This is a genomic window from Chryseobacterium elymi (genome assembly GCF_003385495.1).
Taxonomy (GTDB): domain Bacteria; phylum Bacteroidota; class Bacteroidia; order Flavobacteriales; family Weeksellaceae; genus Chryseobacterium; species Chryseobacterium elymi.
In genome coordinates this window covers 238,382-253,625 of record NZ_QNUH01000002.1, presented here as the reverse complement: position 1 = coordinate 253,625, position 15,244 = coordinate 238,382, and the positions used below count along the sequence as shown (strand labels likewise).

Here is a 15,244-nt window from a genome sequence, read left to right as displayed (position 1 = left end):
ATAAGAGGAGTTACTGCAAAAATGAGGGAATAAAGGTATTTTTTAGTTTAAGCTTTTAAATGCTTAAGTTATTGATCATAAGGATTTAACATAAGTTAAAGAATAGGATTTATATTCTGTAATTGATTAAAAAGATCTTTGTGATTTTCACAAACACAAGAGATGAAAATTACACTACAAAAAGGTCAGAAATTTTTACCCTAAAAGTTAATTCTTTGTAGACTTTCTAATGGTTTTTTAATTGAAGCAGCGCTTAAACAAACTCATTCAAATATAATATTGAAATAAAATCCCCAATCCGGATAAATTTATTTTAAATTGGGGATAAAATTCTATGAAAATATAATTAAAATGAGTTTAAGGTTTCCAGAAAGACCATACAGTACCATTATAGACAGCCAGCTGTTTTTTGGTAGTATCATAAACCATCATCCCTGCGCTGGGATTGATGATATTCAAATGAGGACTGGCTACCTTTGGTAATATCATAGCTTTGTCCGTATCTGCAAGTACCAGTATTCCTTTAGTTGAATTATCTGGATTTCCGGTAGAAACAACAGATATTTTTGCTCCTGGTTGCTCTGCTTTATCACTCCCTTGAATATCCAGATTTGCTGTTCCGGTTGTGTCTACACTAAGATCAAACCAGATATTTGTGTCTTTTAAATATTTGATTTTAAAATCCGAGGCATCGTAAATAATGCTTCCGTTTTCGGTAATTCCGCTTTTATCTGTGACATAGGGAAGAATGATGCCTTTATTTTCATCATCTCCAAACTCCAGTGAAACAGAGCTATTGGTAACATCGCTTTTACTTATTGCCACTTGTGCTTTTAGTCCTGCAAAAGAGCCGACAAACACTGAAATATAAATGATTTTTTTCATTATAACTATTTTAAATTATTAGATTCAGGTAGTGAGCAGCAGATCATATACTGCTGCTCTTTTTCCTTATTTAATCCGGGCAGGTTTGTGTAGTGATGCAGTACCATCCGAAATTCGAACCATCTTTAATAGTATACACTTTAAGACATTTATTAGTTGTATCATATACCATCATTCCTTCAGTAAAGTGAGCAGGATTTATCCCTATCGGATTTCCCGTACCGTCAAATGCTATTCTGTTAGGAACGAAACCTTTTGTTTTGGCTTCCAATACCAGCCATGCTCCGTTACGTACTGCCGGCCAGTTATCAGCCTGTGCCTGAGATCTGTCCAGAGAAGTAATTCCAACCTTGCTTATCAGTGCAGGGTTTCCTGGAGTTGCTGTAGCTCCGGATTTGTAACAGTAAGCATCACAAGCTTTAACAGCTGCATTTTGAGAGTCTCCGATTCCCTGGCCAGTGTCTCCTCCTATATCTGCTGCACCACCGGCATTGACTACAGTAGGAACTCCCTGAGAATCCACACATGAATTGTTTGCACAAAGGTTTTGGTTGGATGCGGTAGATCCTATCCCTACTGTTACCGTACCACCGGCATTAACCAGTTGGCTGTTGGTTACATTTTCGTCTCCTTCTAAAGCATCCAGGCAACCGTCATTATCACTGTCCAAATCTAATCTGTCCCATATACCATCTCCATCGGTATCTTTATCTACACAACCGTGCATAAGGAATAAACCATTGTTGGCAGCAGAGCCTCCAACTATCTGTGTATAAACGATGCGGGAAATTTCGATGTCTCCGGTGTATGTAATTCTTACAGCGCCTGCCAGGTTTGAGAGGTTTCCGTTTTTCCCGGTTACAACAATACTTCGATCGTTTGGATAGGAAACACTTTGTAAATCACCCATATATGTTATATAATTCGAAATATTAGATCCTGTTAGAAGGTTATCATTTTTATCATATAAATAGAGTGTGGCAGTTTCATTGTTGTCTACATCATCCAGCGCTAAATCCAGGTTATAAACAGGACGGTTGAAATCTACTGTTATTGTGGGATTTCCTGAATTAGTGTTGACAGCTACCGCAGTGCCGGAATAACCAAACATATTGGTTGTGTATGTATAAGCAGCAGAACTGTTTCCTGAAACTGTATAAGTTGAAGTAAACGAAGGTATTCCTGTATTAGGATAAGTAACAATGGCCCCAGTAGAAGTCGGTTGTATAGTATTTAGATTAAGGCATGCTAATTCATTTATATCCAATATTCCGTCATTATCATCATCCTGATCATCAACATCAGGAATACCATCGCCATCGCTATCTGTACAAAGGTTTAAAGCAGGATCAATTGCTCCTCCAACACTTTGTCCCTGAACATCATCACTGTCTGCCAATCCGCCAGGGTTTACCAACACCGGAACTCCCTGAGCATCAACAGCACTATTAATACTACCATTGCTGTTAAGCTGTGTTGCAATTACCTTATCACCTCCTTCTATGGCGTCATAACATCCGTCTCCATCAGAATCCAGATCAAGAGCATTAGGTATACCGTCTCCATCTGTATCACAACCTTGAATATTCAGACTTACATCATCTATTCCTATATCATCTCCGTCTCCGCTTCCTATTGTATAAGCATCAAATTTTAATACTTGTGTAGATTCTGTGGAGGTATATGGAAATGTAATTTGTATATTCTTCCAATTACTATCACTCCAGGAAGATGATTCCGGAAATGGGGTCATATTCACAGTAGCGCCGTTTTCCGGGGTTACGGTTACATTGCCGTTTCCTGCGGAACTCACGAAAGATACATATTTGATGTTACCTAAATAAACATCCAGTTTCTCTTGGTTACCCCCGTTAAAGAAAAGAGTTGAAAAATTTAATGTAACAGATCCCGGGGTCAAGCCGTTTACCGTTTGAGTAAGAATGTTGGTATTTGGAGTGTTGCCGTCCGACGTAATATAAGCATAGGTATAACTGCTTCCTACTACCCAGTTATTTGCATACCATGCGCTCGAGTTTATAAAGGTACCGTTAGTAATAAGATCGGCAGAAGGAGGGCACTCGTTGACGTCCAGAATGCCATCATTATCATCATCCAAGTCACATGAGTCTGCAATGCCATCTCCATCTGAATCAATATCTGAACAAGGAGGCATATCTGTTACTACAAGAGTGAAATAAGTAACTCCATTGTTTGTACCCTGATTATTCAGATCCATCTGTATTTCTGCTGTGCCACCCGTAACCGTAATAGGCGTAACAGTTACGTTAGAAGTAAACGAAGGATCATCTGACTTTGCTATATAATAATTACTGTGACCGCCTGGAATGTTGTTAAATTGATAATGTAATACACCAAAGCCTTTGGTGTCCTGTGCCTGCCATATTCTGCTGTTACGTTTTCCTATTCCGGTTATTGACGGAGAGGAAAAAGGAGTGCTGTAATCTGTATAGTCTCCACCATTGTCTGCATACATAATAAATTGTAAATCATTGGAAATATCAGGATGGTTTACAGATGTATTCTGGCTTGTAAAATTATTATTGGTAGATACTGTTAGATATTGTCCTGCTGTAGTGGTTGTACCGGAATTATTAACAGAGTGTGATATTCTCTGATGTATTCCTGCGGAATTGTCATCTCTGCCCAGCCCGAAAATATTGTAACGGTAAGCTGTTGTGGCTGTTGTGGTATTCCAGAATACAGTACCATCGCTTGCAGTGTAATTTTGGGCTGCTGTTGCAGAGGTGCCTAGGGTTACTCCATATTTGAGAGCAAGATAACTGTTGACTTTATTCAGATCTGAATCGCTTAATGCTGTCTTATACCAGATTATTTCCGGTATGCTTTTACCATTTACAAAATAAGCGCCATTTCCCCATGTCCCTACTGCAAAAGAATAGGTGCCTGAATTTAGCAATGAAGCAGAACCTGTTGTGTTTGTTTTAAGTCCATTTATAAAGCTACTTCTGTTAGTATCATTTATTCGTTGTCCTGCTCCAATATTATTGATCTGTGTTGTTGGGTAGTTAGCTGATACAGAGCTGTTTCCAAATTGAACATTATTATACCTAAACCCAGAATTACAACGGTTATTTCCACATGGTGCAGCTGTTATATTAGAATAGATATTAGATATCAAGTCAAAACCTGCGACATCTGATACGCCAAAATAAGTGATTTGTGCAGTATTGCTTGTCGCTGAGCTATAAAAGGAGGTAAGCCCGTTTCCATCCAATTGATATCCGTTATTAGTAAGCTGTACTGCGGGATTAAAATTAAAATTTGCAAGTAAGGGATTAAGAATTGGTTGGGATCCGGATGGAGCATACAGTCCAATGCTAGTAAATGCATTGCTTCCCGTGGGTGTCGCCGGTGCTTGATTTGTCCAGGAAGAAGGTGTCCATCCGGTTTCAGCCCGAAGCCAAACAGTCATATTTGAGGGAGATACTCCACCTGGGTATGTTTGTGCAACAACGTGTACTGTGAAGCACAGGAAAAATACCCAAAAAAAAGTGATTTTTTTTTGCATAATCTGGTTTTTTAAAATTTTTAGTGCTATAGCAACCAATACCTACGAGGGCTTTTTGAGAGCTATAATTTTACTTTTATTAGATGAGTTGAAAATATAGATTACCTCATTATAAAATTTGATGTTCTCAAAAGCTTTGTTCAAAGCTCCGTGTGGGGGTTATTAGGATTTTATGTTTTGACGGTATTGCAACTACTACTTCCTGTACTCAATTTATTGGGGTATAATATTCAAGTACAGAACCTGTATTTTGCAATTGGGTTGAATGGGATTCTATTAATGAAATTAATAACTGTATAATTCATAAAGGCTTGACATCTTTGATTCTTATCCACAATAGGGTTATTATTTATAGATTGTAGATAAGGCTTATATGTGAAGTCTGTCAATTTACTCCATGTTGCTGGTATTGAGTATTTTACGGCAATATTTGTTATATTTTTTTCCTCATGGGAAAAATGCCGGTTCTTGAAATTTAAAAAAGGCATCTTGATGTGTTTTGTTTTTAATAAATTTTCAATATTCCACTCCTGAAGAAGGTATGTCAGTTTGTTTTAAAAATGGTATTAAACTGACTATTTTTTATCAGATTCTGAAATTTTAAAGAAGTTTGAAAAAACATCATTGTTTTTTAGAATTCTGAGGCAAAACTATATAAATAAAAGCATTAAAGGGAGAGGATGTGGTGGTAATTTCAGAATGTATTACATGTATATCCGAAAAAATTGCATTTTGAAAAGGTGTACTTTGTAGAATTAAAAGTTTAGATATATTGTACCAAAATAAAGTATATTCTCAAGAGTTGTTTAATGTTCTTTTAGAGAAAAGATATCTGAAAATGATGAAAGTCTTTATTAGCAGGCTTTGAGAATGTAAGTTATTTACTCAGTCTGTACGAGTATTGGTACAGACTGATATAATAAAAAAGAAGGGTAATGATATATTTGAATGTAATATGTCATATTTTCAAGCAATTACTGTTCATTAATCATAAGCAGAATTAAGAACAGTATAACATTTTACTCTTTGTTGTTATTTGGTACATTTAAATATATCATCACCTTTATAATTTGAATCAAATAAAACAAAAAAATCAACTTTTCTCAATTTCATCTAGTCTTTATTAATAGTTACCCGTTTGAGCCTTTTCTATCGTAAATGTTTTGGTTTAAGATTCAGTGCTGCACTTTCTACAACTTCCTCTATGCGCTTTTGCCTGGTTTCCTGTTTTTTGACGAGGATAATCCAGCTCAATATTATTTTTCTTGTTGATTTGCTCAAACCTAGAAAATAGTCTTTCGAACCATTATATTTTTCGAATGCAATTTCTAAGTCGTTCGGAATTATCACTTCTTCTATTTCATCCAAGATTGTCCAATATCCGTTTTGTTTCGCAATCTCAACACTTTCGTAACCCGCTTTTGTCATCCTTTTGTTGCTAATGAGCTGCTGGACTTTTTCTTTGTTGATTTTTGACCAGTTGCTTTTCGGTTTACGTTTGCTAAAAAACTGCATAAACGAAATGTCGTTAATCTTTTTCCTTGTGCTGTCAATCCAACCGAAGCAAAGAGCTTCATCAACGGCTTCACTCCAACTTAATGAAGGGATATTTGACTTTTTTGTATAAAAGACAAGCCAAACAGATTGTTTGGACTGATGGTTTTTTTCCAACCATTGTCTCCAATCTGTTTGGCTTTGTGGGCTATATGTTCCAATTTCCTTATTATGCATTCTGTTGTGCTAACCAATTTAAAATTGAAAGGTTTGTTTCCTCCGGTTTTTCCTGCTGAATCCAATGACCACAATCTAAACTGACAATGTCCAGATTAGGAACGATGTTTTTCAGGTTTTCAGACTTTGGAATCGTATCCTGTTCTCCATATATCATCAGAGTTGGCTGATGAATGATTGGCTTTATGTTCGCCATCAGGTGCCAGTTTCTATCAAGGTTTCTGTACCAATTTATAGCTCCGGTAAATCCAGATAATTCAAAGGCAGAAACGAATACAGACAGTTCATTGTTTTCCATTAGGGGCTTCCCAAAAGGTTTTTCTGCTCTTGCAAGATTTATCATTAGCATTCCCGAAGCAGGTGGAGCGGGAGGTACATCTTTGCGAAATATGTTATGCAGGAATTGAGGTGTGTTTTCATTCATTATAGAATCTGCAACTCCCACTTTCTTGTTGAAATGAACAAAATAGAAGTCTTCTCCAAATATGGTTTCCATAAATTCAATCCATGGTTGTTCTCCGCGCTCCTGATAGGGCAGAGCTAAATTTATTATCTTATTGACCCGTTTAGGATACAATAGTGCCAGATTCCAGACAACATTTGCACCCCAGTCATGACCGACGAATGTGGCATCCTTGTATCCGTAGTAGTCGAGTAGAGCAATAAGGTCACCAGTCAGGTGCTTTATATCATAATCAGTTACTTCGGTTGGGCAAGATGAGTTACCATAGCCACGTTGATTTGGGACAATGACATGATAACCTGTTGCAACAAGAGCTGGTATCTGATAACGCCAAGAAAATGCGTGTTCTGGAAAACCGTGACAGAGAACAATCGGTTTGTCTGAATTTTGTTTTCCTGCTTCAAATACTTCTAATACCACATTGTTAACTGAAATCATAGTAGGCTTTGGAAATTCGGTTTGATTGGATGCTGTACTGTGTATGTCTCTCATGCTTTTATTGTTTAATAAATAATTATGAAACAAATTTAAGTCTGGTTTATGACAACATGATGTCAGTAGTCAAAAGTCCTTTAGTGATAACTATCAAAAAATTTCTGTAAACTTGTGTTGCGGTTCAAGTTTTACGAACAGAAAGAAAATACTATACGTGAATGATAGGAGCAGCATCCTTTTGCTCGGTAAAAGATATAGGCATAGACACGTCCAAAATATTAACTTTTTCTTATAAAGTCGTAATCTAATAACAGTCTTGGAAAGATTGTACCAATGTATATATTGCTTGTTATAATTATTTTTTAATTTTTTAAGGCTATTTTACTTTTCAGTCGTCCTATATAGATACAATTAAATTAATCATCAGTAGACACTATTTAATGACGATGAACAAGCAATTATTCTTTTAGCTAAGAATGGAGTTCAGGTAAATGAGAAGGAAGCTAAAATTATATTGGAATTACTATATTTAATAGCAAAAACGACAATAAGCCAAAAGAGAGAAAAAGCTTTAACCTTAAGGAGATTTCGATCACGTAATGATTGTAGATTACAAGCCTACTGTAGTACTTTCAGGATGTTTATTTCAAGCAGGCTGAGCATTTTACATTTAAAATATCGAACACAAAAAGTCAGATTGTAAAAGTTTGACAAATAGATATTTATGGGTAAAAAAAAGAGACAACTATTTAATAGTTGTCTCCTTCAGTGACAAGACGAGTGTATCTTCAAACACTTTTATAGAGGATTTGGTTCTTTTAAGCCAGATTAAACAAGAATTGCAAAACTCATTTTTACCAAATAACTTCCTTTAATTTAGGTTTATTGCGAATTAGAATAGTAAATCCTTAGTTGGCTTTATTATTCTTGTAAGCATATTTGGTTGAAGATTTAGGGAAAATTCCTCAAATTTAATTTTAGTTTTAAAAGATTATTATTAACTTGAAAGGTATATAAACCCTTTGTTTCCTGATATGATAGTATTTTAAAGTATTATAGATTAGAAGAGTAAGACCAACTTATGTGACGATTAAATAAAAAAAGGGAATCAATTTTGATTCCCTTTTCATTTGTATATATTTCTGATATTAAGCCTCAATAAACTCCAAAAGATCTTTATTAATAGTAGCTGCTTCCGTAGTTGGCATTCCGTGAGGGAAACCAGGATATGTAATTAACTTTCCGTTTTTTAACAGTTTTGCAGATTTTATCGCAGAATTTTCGATAGGAACAATCTGGTCATCTTCACCATGAAGAACTAAAACTGGAATATCCACTGACTTCAAATCCTCAGTGAAATCAGTTTCAGAAAACGCTTTGATTCCGTCATAATGAGCCACGATTCCACCCATCATTCCCTGTCTCCACCAGTTTCTCTGAACGCCTTCTTTCACATCTGCACCTTCTCTGTTGTATCCGTAGAAAGGAAAAGTCAAATCGATGTAAAACTGCTGTCTGTTGTTCAAAGTCTGGTCTCTGATACCATCAAAAACCGACATCGGAACACCATCAGGATTGCTGTCACTCGCTACCATAATTGGCGGAACTGCACTGATTAAAACTGCTTTTTTCGCTCTTCCGTTTGCATATTTATTCACATAACGGATTACTTCGCCACCACCAGTTGAGTGACCAATGTGAACTACATCTTTCAAATCTAAAAATTCAACCAATTCAGCTGCATCAGAAGCATATTGTTCAATCGTGTGATTATAAATATCCTGACTGGAACGGCCGTGACCTCTTCTGTCGTGCGTCACTACTCTGTAACCTCTTTGTAAGAAGAAAATTACCTGAGCGTCCCAATCGTCTGATGACAATGGCCATCCGTGGTGAAACATCAAAGTTGGTCCTTCGCCTTGGTCTTTGTAAAAAATCTCTGTTCCGTCTTTTAATTTTAGTGTGCTCATAATTTAATTTTTTTAATGTTGTGATTAATTTATTTTAATATTTTGTTGTCTTAATTCTTTAGCAAATGTAGGATGGTTCAATTCGTTTCTCGTTAATCTAGTTTAATATCGTACATTTTTGATAATTTTTATTTTGGGCAGCTATTTCCGCCTTCCACTCCCGCTATTTTTTTCCAAGCTAAATCCCCAGCAAAAAATGAGCTCCGTTCAAGTCGGGCTGCAGATTCGGTGTAAAACACAATTTGATTTCAGAAATTAGCTTAAGTGTTCTTATTTACGTTATAAAAGGAACTTACATTTACTTAAGTGTTTAAAATCTTTTGTGCCTTTTGACTCCGTCGAATCTTCGATTTGTGGTTTAGTTTTCAGTATTTTCCCTCAAAAGCTCAAACAAATCTTCCGCGCCACCATCGAATTTCTTCCCATTCACAAAAAAAGAAGGTGTTCCGTTCACGCCGCTCATAATACCGCTTTCAAAATCTGAATCAACTTTATCTGCCAATTCTGTACTTTCCAAATCCTTTTGAAATTGCGGAATGTTCAGTTTTAATTGTTCCGCAAGCTTCATCAGTAAGTTCTCATTCAAATCTCTTTGATTTTCATAAATCGCATCGTGCATTTCCCAGAATTTCCCCTGAAGATTGGCTGCTTCCGCTGCGATGGCTGCTGGTCTAGCATATTGATGCATTTCAGACAATGGGAAGTTTCTGAAAACAAATTTGATTTGACTTCCATATTCCTTCATCAATTCTTTCAGAACCGGATAAGCAGCACCACAATATGGACATTGATAATCTCCGTATTCTACAATCACAAGGTCGGCTTCTAAGTTGCCTTGTGTGTGGTCAGCTTGGCTGACGTTCGGTTTTAGTGACATAATTTATTTTGTGTTAAGGGTTTCTAAAGCGTCTAAAATTCCGTCTGCTCCTGGATTGATGGCCGTTGGTGACAGATAACTCCATTCGATGATTCCGTCTTTATTGATTACGAATAACGCGCGTTTACATTCACCTTCTTCATCATCATAAACGCCATACTGTTTTGCGATTTCGCCTTTAGCTTCAAAATCTGCCAACAAAGGGAAATGTAAATTTCTGGATTGGGAAAATGCCAGATGGCACCATTTGCTGTCGACGGAAATGCCGAAAATCTCTGCATCATATTTCTTGAAAAACTTCAAAGTTTCATTATACAAAGCTATCTGATCGCTGCAAACAGGACTCCAGTCTGCTGGATAAAAAGCGAGGATGACATTTTTGCCTTTAAATTCCGAGAGTGTAATTTTCTGGTCTGGCGTTGCGTACAAAGTAAAATCTGGGGCAACATCATTTTTTTGTAACATAGTATTAGTTTTTAAAGTTAATTTTTGAAATCAGTAATCCGCAAATCATTAGTGATAAGGCAGGAATCATCAAAGTCCATTTTCCAAAATAATCGAGTAGGAAAGGAGCGATAAACGCACCGGACAAAAAACCTATCCACAACAGTAAAAGATGGATGGCGTTAGATTTATACTCTTCTTTTTCCGTTTTATCATCTGTCATCGTCAGCATTGCAGTGTTCTTTGCGAGACTGTTCAGAGTTCCTGTCACAAAATCGGTATTTACCTTTTGGTTTCCTACTGAAGTCACAATCGTATTCATCATTCCCATCGAAAATCCGATAACTGAAATGGATGACAAATTATTAATATCATAAAAATAAGCAATTATCGTATAGAAAATGAGAATTCCGGAAACTATATAAAATGTTAATATTTGGTTCTTAATCCTCTTCCATAATGAAAGGCAGGTTCCGGCGTAAATTCCTAATAAAAAACAACTTATGACTGTAACTGATGTAATAATGATTTCAGATTTACCTGTTGAAATGCCGGCTCCCAGTGAAGTAGTATTTCCACTCATAAAAGAGACATACGTTTTCCATTGAATCAATCCTGTTGCATCAATATATCCTGCAATCAAAGCTAAAAATATCGCCAATCTCTCTTGCATCTTAATCGAATCAGATGAAACGGAACTGTTTGTTTTGATGACAGAATTATCCATTATTTAGAGAGATTTAATTCTAATCTTATTTCTCAGGCTGAATGAAAACTTTCTCAGTCGGAAATTTTTCAATTTCACCTTCTTTCAAGCCAAAGTTCGTTACCACAACATCTTTAGGATTTCCGGCCAGCCATTCGCTCAAATCAATCGATTCATATTTTCCACTGTTGAAGCCAATCAAAATTCTGCAAACGGTATCGCCTGTATTTTTGATGTAATGTCCGGCTCCCATTGGAACGTAACCAACATCGCCTGCTCTGAACTGCTCTGTAATACAAGTAGATTCTGCCAAGAAAACCGACATTTCTGCCTGTCCAGAAATAAAATATTGCCATTCGTCAGCATTCGGATGCCAGTGCATTTCTCTCAAAGCTCCCGGTTGCAATTCCAAAATAGAACCAGACATCGTGCTGCTGATAGGAAATTCTTTACTTGTTACTAATCTCTGTAAACCACCACCCGGAACAATTCTCGGCTGTTGAGAATGCAAAGGATAACGGTGAAAACTAGTTAATTCGATGTCAGATTCATTCGGACGAGCTTCAGCGACGAAAGACATCTCGTCCGGAACAATGCCTGCAGCGAAATACGCTTCTTTTTGAGGCAAAGCCGCCACTTCTTCTAAAGTTAAACCTAAATTTTGAGCAACAATTTCAGGCGGTACAGATGAAACAAAATCCGTCACGCTGAATGTATGGTCTTCAGAAAAATTACCGTTATCAAAAATCAAAATGAAATGACATTCTTCTGTTCCTGTCGCCTGAATCGAGTGACCGTACCCTTTTGGAAAATACCAAACATCACCCGGTTCAAAATTATCAGTATAACTTTTTCCGTCAGGATGAATGATTGTCGTTCGAACTGTTCCCGAAATCACGTAAGCCCATTCAGCAGCGTTAGCGTGCCAATGCAGTTCGCGCATACTTCCCGGTTGCAGTCTCATCGAAACTCCTGCAATGCCTATAGAAGCAGGGAAATCTTTTACAGAAGCACCTCTAGTCGTTCCACCGTCGTTGGTTCTAGGTTCTTTTTTTTCTAATTCGTATTTGAAACTTAATGATGCAGTATTCATAATGATAAATTTTTGTGATGAATGATAATTTGTCTTTATTTCTACTGTAAAGCTACTCCGGAAGCAAAGGATTTTGAAGTGGTTTTCGGTGAATGGGCAAAATGAGTCGGTGGGAATTTGAAAGGAGTAGTTGGTTCTTTAGAGTAAAGAAAATAGGCGATAGATAAAAGACTTTCGATTTGATTTTACTGATTACTAAAATCGATTTCCGTTGATTTTAATAATACAAATCCTTCCCAATTTGACTTGAGAAGGACGATTATTTAAACTAAACAAAAATTTATGGTAAGGATAAAGATGTTTTTCTTGAAGATACCGTGAAGAAAACGGAAATCAAAACACCTGGAATCAACATAGAAACCAAGCCGAAACGAGCAGAAATCAAAGCGCCAAAGATGCATCCAACCAAAAAACCTGTCAGAAGTACCAATGATTTCTTTAGTTCTACTAATTTTTCAAGGGTATGTTGCGTAGAAATATAAGAGAAAAAATCAAGGATGGCTTTGGTCACATTGCCCGTCATTACCGTCATAGGACCAAAAGCAGAATTGGCGTACAAACGGGTCACCGTATTTTGGATTCCCATCGAAAATACAATCAGCATCAGCATAGAATGATACACAAAACCTGTTTCAATATGATTTTGTTTTAATAAAAAAGCGATACAACCTGCAACAATCAAAAATATACCGATGGATGCAAATATGCCTTTTTCATTTTTATAAAGGCTATTCATTTTTCTGGTTAATATGACCGCCAGTATGAAAACGGGAAAGCTGATGAGATTGATAAAATCACGCAATTGCGGATGGTTCGATAATTTATACGCAAAAACCACAAAATTCCCTGTAATATGGGCAGAGAATAATCCATCTGCGACGGTGAAAGTGCTTGTGTCCACAAAACCTGCACTGAAAACCATAATCAACGACGAATAGAAGACCGCATCTCTTTTCATTGGTTGTCAGTTTAAATTTTTGCTATCTCACAAGAATAATCTTTCCTGTATGCGAACTGTCTTCAAGCAATCGGTGTGCTTCCGCAGCTTCTGAGAAAGGAAATGTTTTGAAAATAACAGGTCTGAACTTCTTTGATTCAATCAATGGCCAGACATTTTTCTGAATCTCTTTGGCTAACTGTTTTTTGAATTCATATTCCCGGCTTCTCAAAGTACTACCTGTGACAGTCAAACGCTTTGTCATTACTTTCCAAATGTCTAAATCTACGTGACTGCCACTTACCGCATTGATGTGAACCAATCTGCCTTCAGGTTTTAGAATGTTGATGTTTTTGGCCAGATAATCACCGCCAATCATATCCAGAATGACGTCGACACCTTCATCTTGAAGTTCAGTTTCAAAATTTTGGGTTTTATAATTAATGTAAGAATCTGCACCAAGTTCAAGACATTTTTGACCTTTTTCATCGGAACCAACTGTTACAATCACTTTTGAACCCAATGCGTGAGCAATCTGGATTCCTGTGATTCCAATTCCGCTGTTTCCACCGTGGAGCAAAAGGGTTTCCCCAGGTTGAAGATTTCCTCTCTGAAAAACATTAGACCAAACCGTAAAAACAGTTTCCGGTAAACTCGCCGCCTCAGCAAAACTTAAATCTGCAGGAATTGGCAAACATTGGCCTTCTCTCACAGCGACATATTCTGCATAACCTCCACCTGCGAGAAGTGCACAAACTCTGTCTCCAACGGTAAAATCTACGACATCGGGTCCGCATTTTACGATAGTTCCGGCAACTTCCAAACCTGGGATTTCAGCAGAAGCACCTTCTGGTGCAGGATAATTGCCTTCACGCTGAAAAACATCGGAACGGTTGAGCCCGGCAGCTTTCACTTCGATTAAAACTTCGTCTCCGGATATTTCGGGAGTAGGGTATTCCTGCAATTTCAATACTTCAGGACCTCCAGGTTTTTTAATAACGATTGCTTTCATTTTTTTAAATTTTAATATCAGATTAATTTCAAACTCTCTTCCAAGTCAGTTTGTGAGTCACCAACCTCGAATTGCTGGTGAACGGTTTCTCGCTTTCAAGATGCAGAAAACCATCTTTAAAGATAACGATTCTATTCTGCGTTTGCCCCGTCCAGTTGGGAAAGAGTGAGAGGTACATCGTGTGGCTCACCAGCTGTTTGTCATCATCCGTTTTGAACGGTCCCGAATACGCAAGATAGGTCGAGCCTTCCTGTGTATATTCTTCAGGCGTGGCATTGGTCCAGTGTTCCTGATGAAAGTTTTCACGGTGCGTATCCATAATTTGTGCCGACATATAACCATCAGGATTGTAAATAATCAGTCCTTTCGGATTTTCGCCCATCGGATGCGTGATTTCTCCACCGTTGACAGGAACTTCAATAAGTTCTACCAAAGTCCAGGTTCCTATAAGTTTTTCAAAAAGTGTTTCCATAACTTTAAAATAAAATGAGCGTACCGAAATACGCTCATTATGTTTTTTGAATTAGAAAGGTTGATTGTATTTTCCGGTCAACGCTTTGTTTTCGATGCTTTTTGCAAAGTTGGGCGTTTCTTCGTGGTTGTGGGCATCAGAAGCGGCTTGTCTGGAAGCAGCGGCATCAGCAAGATTTACGTTGTGTTCTTTCAGGTATTTGAACATTTCGGGAGTGGCTGTTGCGTGGATTTCGTTGGTGTACAAAGTCGTGCTGTCATCAATTTTTGTGGCTTTCAGTTCCCATAAAACCTGAACTTTTGTTCTTCCGCCTTTGGTGATAGAATCTGAAATAGATAACATTCTGCAGTAATCAGGACGATAAACATCCGCAACATAATGCTGAACCATCAAAGCATCGCCAATCGTTTCAACGTTTAAAGAAACCGGTTCACCATCATAAGTAGTAGAAATGGCCGCTCCGATATGCTGCGTTGAGCATCTTTGATATTCAGCATCGGGAAGATTAAGTAACCAATCTGCGATGTTTACTTTTTCGATTGGGGCATTGATAATCGCTGTAACTGTAGAGTGAGACAATGCGTTTTCTGGTGTTTGAATAATTTCCATAATGTTTAAAGTTTAATTGTTTGTATATGTTAATTTGATGTTGTAAAGCTACAAGCAACC

The 15,244-nt window shown here is 37.2% G+C and carries 13 protein-coding genes; all 13 read right to left on the bottom strand.

Features of this window, described 5'->3' with window-relative positions:
- Positions 1–357: 357 nt before the first annotated feature.
- The gene (locus DRF60_RS03590) at positions 358–885 is read right to left on the bottom strand and encodes a hypothetical protein (RefSeq protein ID WP_116010752.1); all 528 of its coding nucleotides are present in this window, start codon (positions 883–885) and stop codon (positions 358–360) included.
- A 70-nt stretch (positions 886–955) separates the two neighbouring features.
- Complete coding sequence (locus tag DRF60_RS03585; protein WP_116010751.1) at positions 956–4,435, bottom strand: hypothetical protein; 3,480 nt, start codon at positions 4,433–4,435, stop codon at positions 956–958.
- A 1,149-nt stretch (positions 4,436–5,584) separates the two neighbouring features.
- Complete coding sequence (locus DRF60_RS03580) at positions 5,585–6,166, bottom strand: YdeI/OmpD-associated family protein (RefSeq protein ID WP_116010750.1); 582 nt, start codon at positions 6,164–6,166, stop codon at positions 5,585–5,587.
- A complete protein-coding gene (locus tag DRF60_RS03575; RefSeq protein ID WP_116010749.1) occupies positions 6,159–7,121 on the bottom strand; it encodes an alpha/beta fold hydrolase in 963 nt (320 codons plus the stop codon). The genes DRF60_RS03580 and DRF60_RS03575 overlap by 8 nt, the downstream gene beginning before the upstream one ends.
- A 1,091-nt stretch (positions 7,122–8,212) precedes the next feature.
- Positions 8,213–9,034 carry an alpha/beta fold hydrolase gene (locus DRF60_RS03565; RefSeq protein WP_116010748.1) on the bottom strand — a complete coding sequence of 274 codons (822 nt, stop codon included), beginning with the start codon at positions 9,032–9,034 and terminating at the stop codon, positions 8,213–8,215.
- 358 nt (positions 9,035–9,392) lie between these two features.
- Positions 9,393–9,911: a DsbA family protein gene (locus tag DRF60_RS03560; RefSeq protein WP_116010747.1), complete on the bottom strand. Its 519-nt coding sequence runs from the start codon at positions 9,909–9,911 to the stop codon at positions 9,393–9,395.
- A 3-nt stretch (positions 9,912–9,914) separates the two neighbouring features.
- Positions 9,915–10,376: a redoxin domain-containing protein gene (locus DRF60_RS03555; protein ID WP_116010746.1), complete on the bottom strand. Its 462-nt coding sequence runs from the start codon at positions 10,374–10,376 to the stop codon at positions 9,915–9,917.
- Positions 10,377–10,380: 4 nt separating this feature from the next.
- The gene (locus tag DRF60_RS03550; protein ID WP_116010745.1) at positions 10,381–11,082 is read right to left on the bottom strand and encodes a YoaK family protein; all 702 of its coding nucleotides are present in this window, start codon (positions 11,080–11,082) and stop codon (positions 10,381–10,383) included.
- A 25-nt stretch (positions 11,083–11,107) separates the two neighbouring features.
- A complete protein-coding gene (locus DRF60_RS03545; protein WP_116010744.1) occupies positions 11,108–12,154 on the bottom strand; it encodes a cupin domain-containing protein in 1,047 nt (348 codons plus the stop codon).
- Positions 12,155–12,434: 280 nt separating this feature from the next.
- On the bottom strand, positions 12,435–13,112 hold the full coding sequence (locus DRF60_RS03540) for a YoaK family protein (RefSeq protein ID WP_116010743.1): 678 nt from the start codon (positions 13,110–13,112) through the stop codon (positions 12,435–12,437).
- Positions 13,113–13,134: 22 nt separating this feature from the next.
- Entirely contained in the window at positions 13,135–14,103 is a 969-nt protein-coding gene (locus DRF60_RS03535) for an NAD(P)H-quinone oxidoreductase (RefSeq protein ID WP_116010742.1), read from the bottom strand.
- A gap of 28 nt (positions 14,104–14,131) precedes the next feature.
- Positions 14,132–14,575 carry a lipocalin-like domain-containing protein gene (locus tag DRF60_RS03530; RefSeq protein ID WP_116010741.1) on the bottom strand — a complete coding sequence of 148 codons (444 nt, stop codon included), beginning with the start codon at positions 14,573–14,575 and terminating at the stop codon, positions 14,132–14,134.
- A gap of 51 nt (positions 14,576–14,626) precedes the next feature.
- The gene (locus tag DRF60_RS03525) at positions 14,627–15,184 is read right to left on the bottom strand and encodes a hypothetical protein (protein WP_116010740.1); all 558 of its coding nucleotides are present in this window, start codon (positions 15,182–15,184) and stop codon (positions 14,627–14,629) included.
- Between the last annotated feature and the right edge of the window lie 60 nt (positions 15,185–15,244).

What these genes read in the sequence shown, in the direction of transcription:
- DRF60_RS03560 (WP_116010747.1), bottom strand. Translation starts at nt 9,911, where the DNA reads ATGTCACTAAAACCGAACGTCAGCCAAGCTGACCACACACAAGGCAAC.
- DRF60_RS03555 (WP_116010746.1), bottom strand. Translation starts at nt 10,376, where the DNA reads ATGTTACAAAAAAATGATGTTGCCCCAGATTTTACTTTGTACGCAACG.
- DRF60_RS03590 (WP_116010752.1), bottom strand. Translation starts at nt 885, where the DNA reads ATGAAAAAAATCATTTATATTTCAGTGTTTGTCGGCTCTTTTGCAGGA.
- DRF60_RS03565 (WP_116010748.1), bottom strand. Translation starts at nt 9,034, where the DNA reads ATGAGCACACTAAAATTAAAAGACGGAACAGAGATTTTTTACAAAGAC.
- DRF60_RS03545 (WP_116010744.1), bottom strand. Translation starts at nt 12,154, where the DNA reads ATGAATACTGCATCATTAAGTTTCAAATACGAATTAGAAAAAAAAGAA.
- DRF60_RS03575 (WP_116010749.1), bottom strand. Translation starts at nt 7,121, where the DNA reads ATGAGAGACATACACAGTACAGCATCCAATCAAACCGAATTTCCAAAG.
- DRF60_RS03580 (WP_116010750.1), bottom strand. Translation starts at nt 6,166, where the DNA reads ATGCATAATAAGGAAATTGGAACATATAGCCCACAAAGCCAAACAGAT.
- DRF60_RS03525 (WP_116010740.1), bottom strand. Translation starts at nt 15,184, where the DNA reads ATGGAAATTATTCAAACACCAGAAAACGCATTGTCTCACTCTACAGTT.
- DRF60_RS03530 (WP_116010741.1), bottom strand. Translation starts at nt 14,575, where the DNA reads ATGGAAACACTTTTTGAAAAACTTATAGGAACCTGGACTTTGGTAGAA.
- DRF60_RS03550 (WP_116010745.1), bottom strand. Translation starts at nt 11,082, where the DNA reads ATGGATAATTCTGTCATCAAAACAAACAGTTCCGTTTCATCTGATTCG.
- DRF60_RS03535 (WP_116010742.1), bottom strand. Translation starts at nt 14,103, where the DNA reads ATGAAAGCAATCGTTATTAAAAAACCTGGAGGTCCTGAAGTATTGAAA.
- DRF60_RS03540 (WP_116010743.1), bottom strand. Translation starts at nt 13,112, where the DNA reads ATGAAAAGAGATGCGGTCTTCTATTCGTCGTTGATTATGGTTTTCAGT.
- DRF60_RS03585 (WP_116010751.1), bottom strand. Translation starts at nt 4,435, where the DNA reads ATGCAAAAAAAAATCACTTTTTTTTGGGTATTTTTCCTGTGCTTCACA.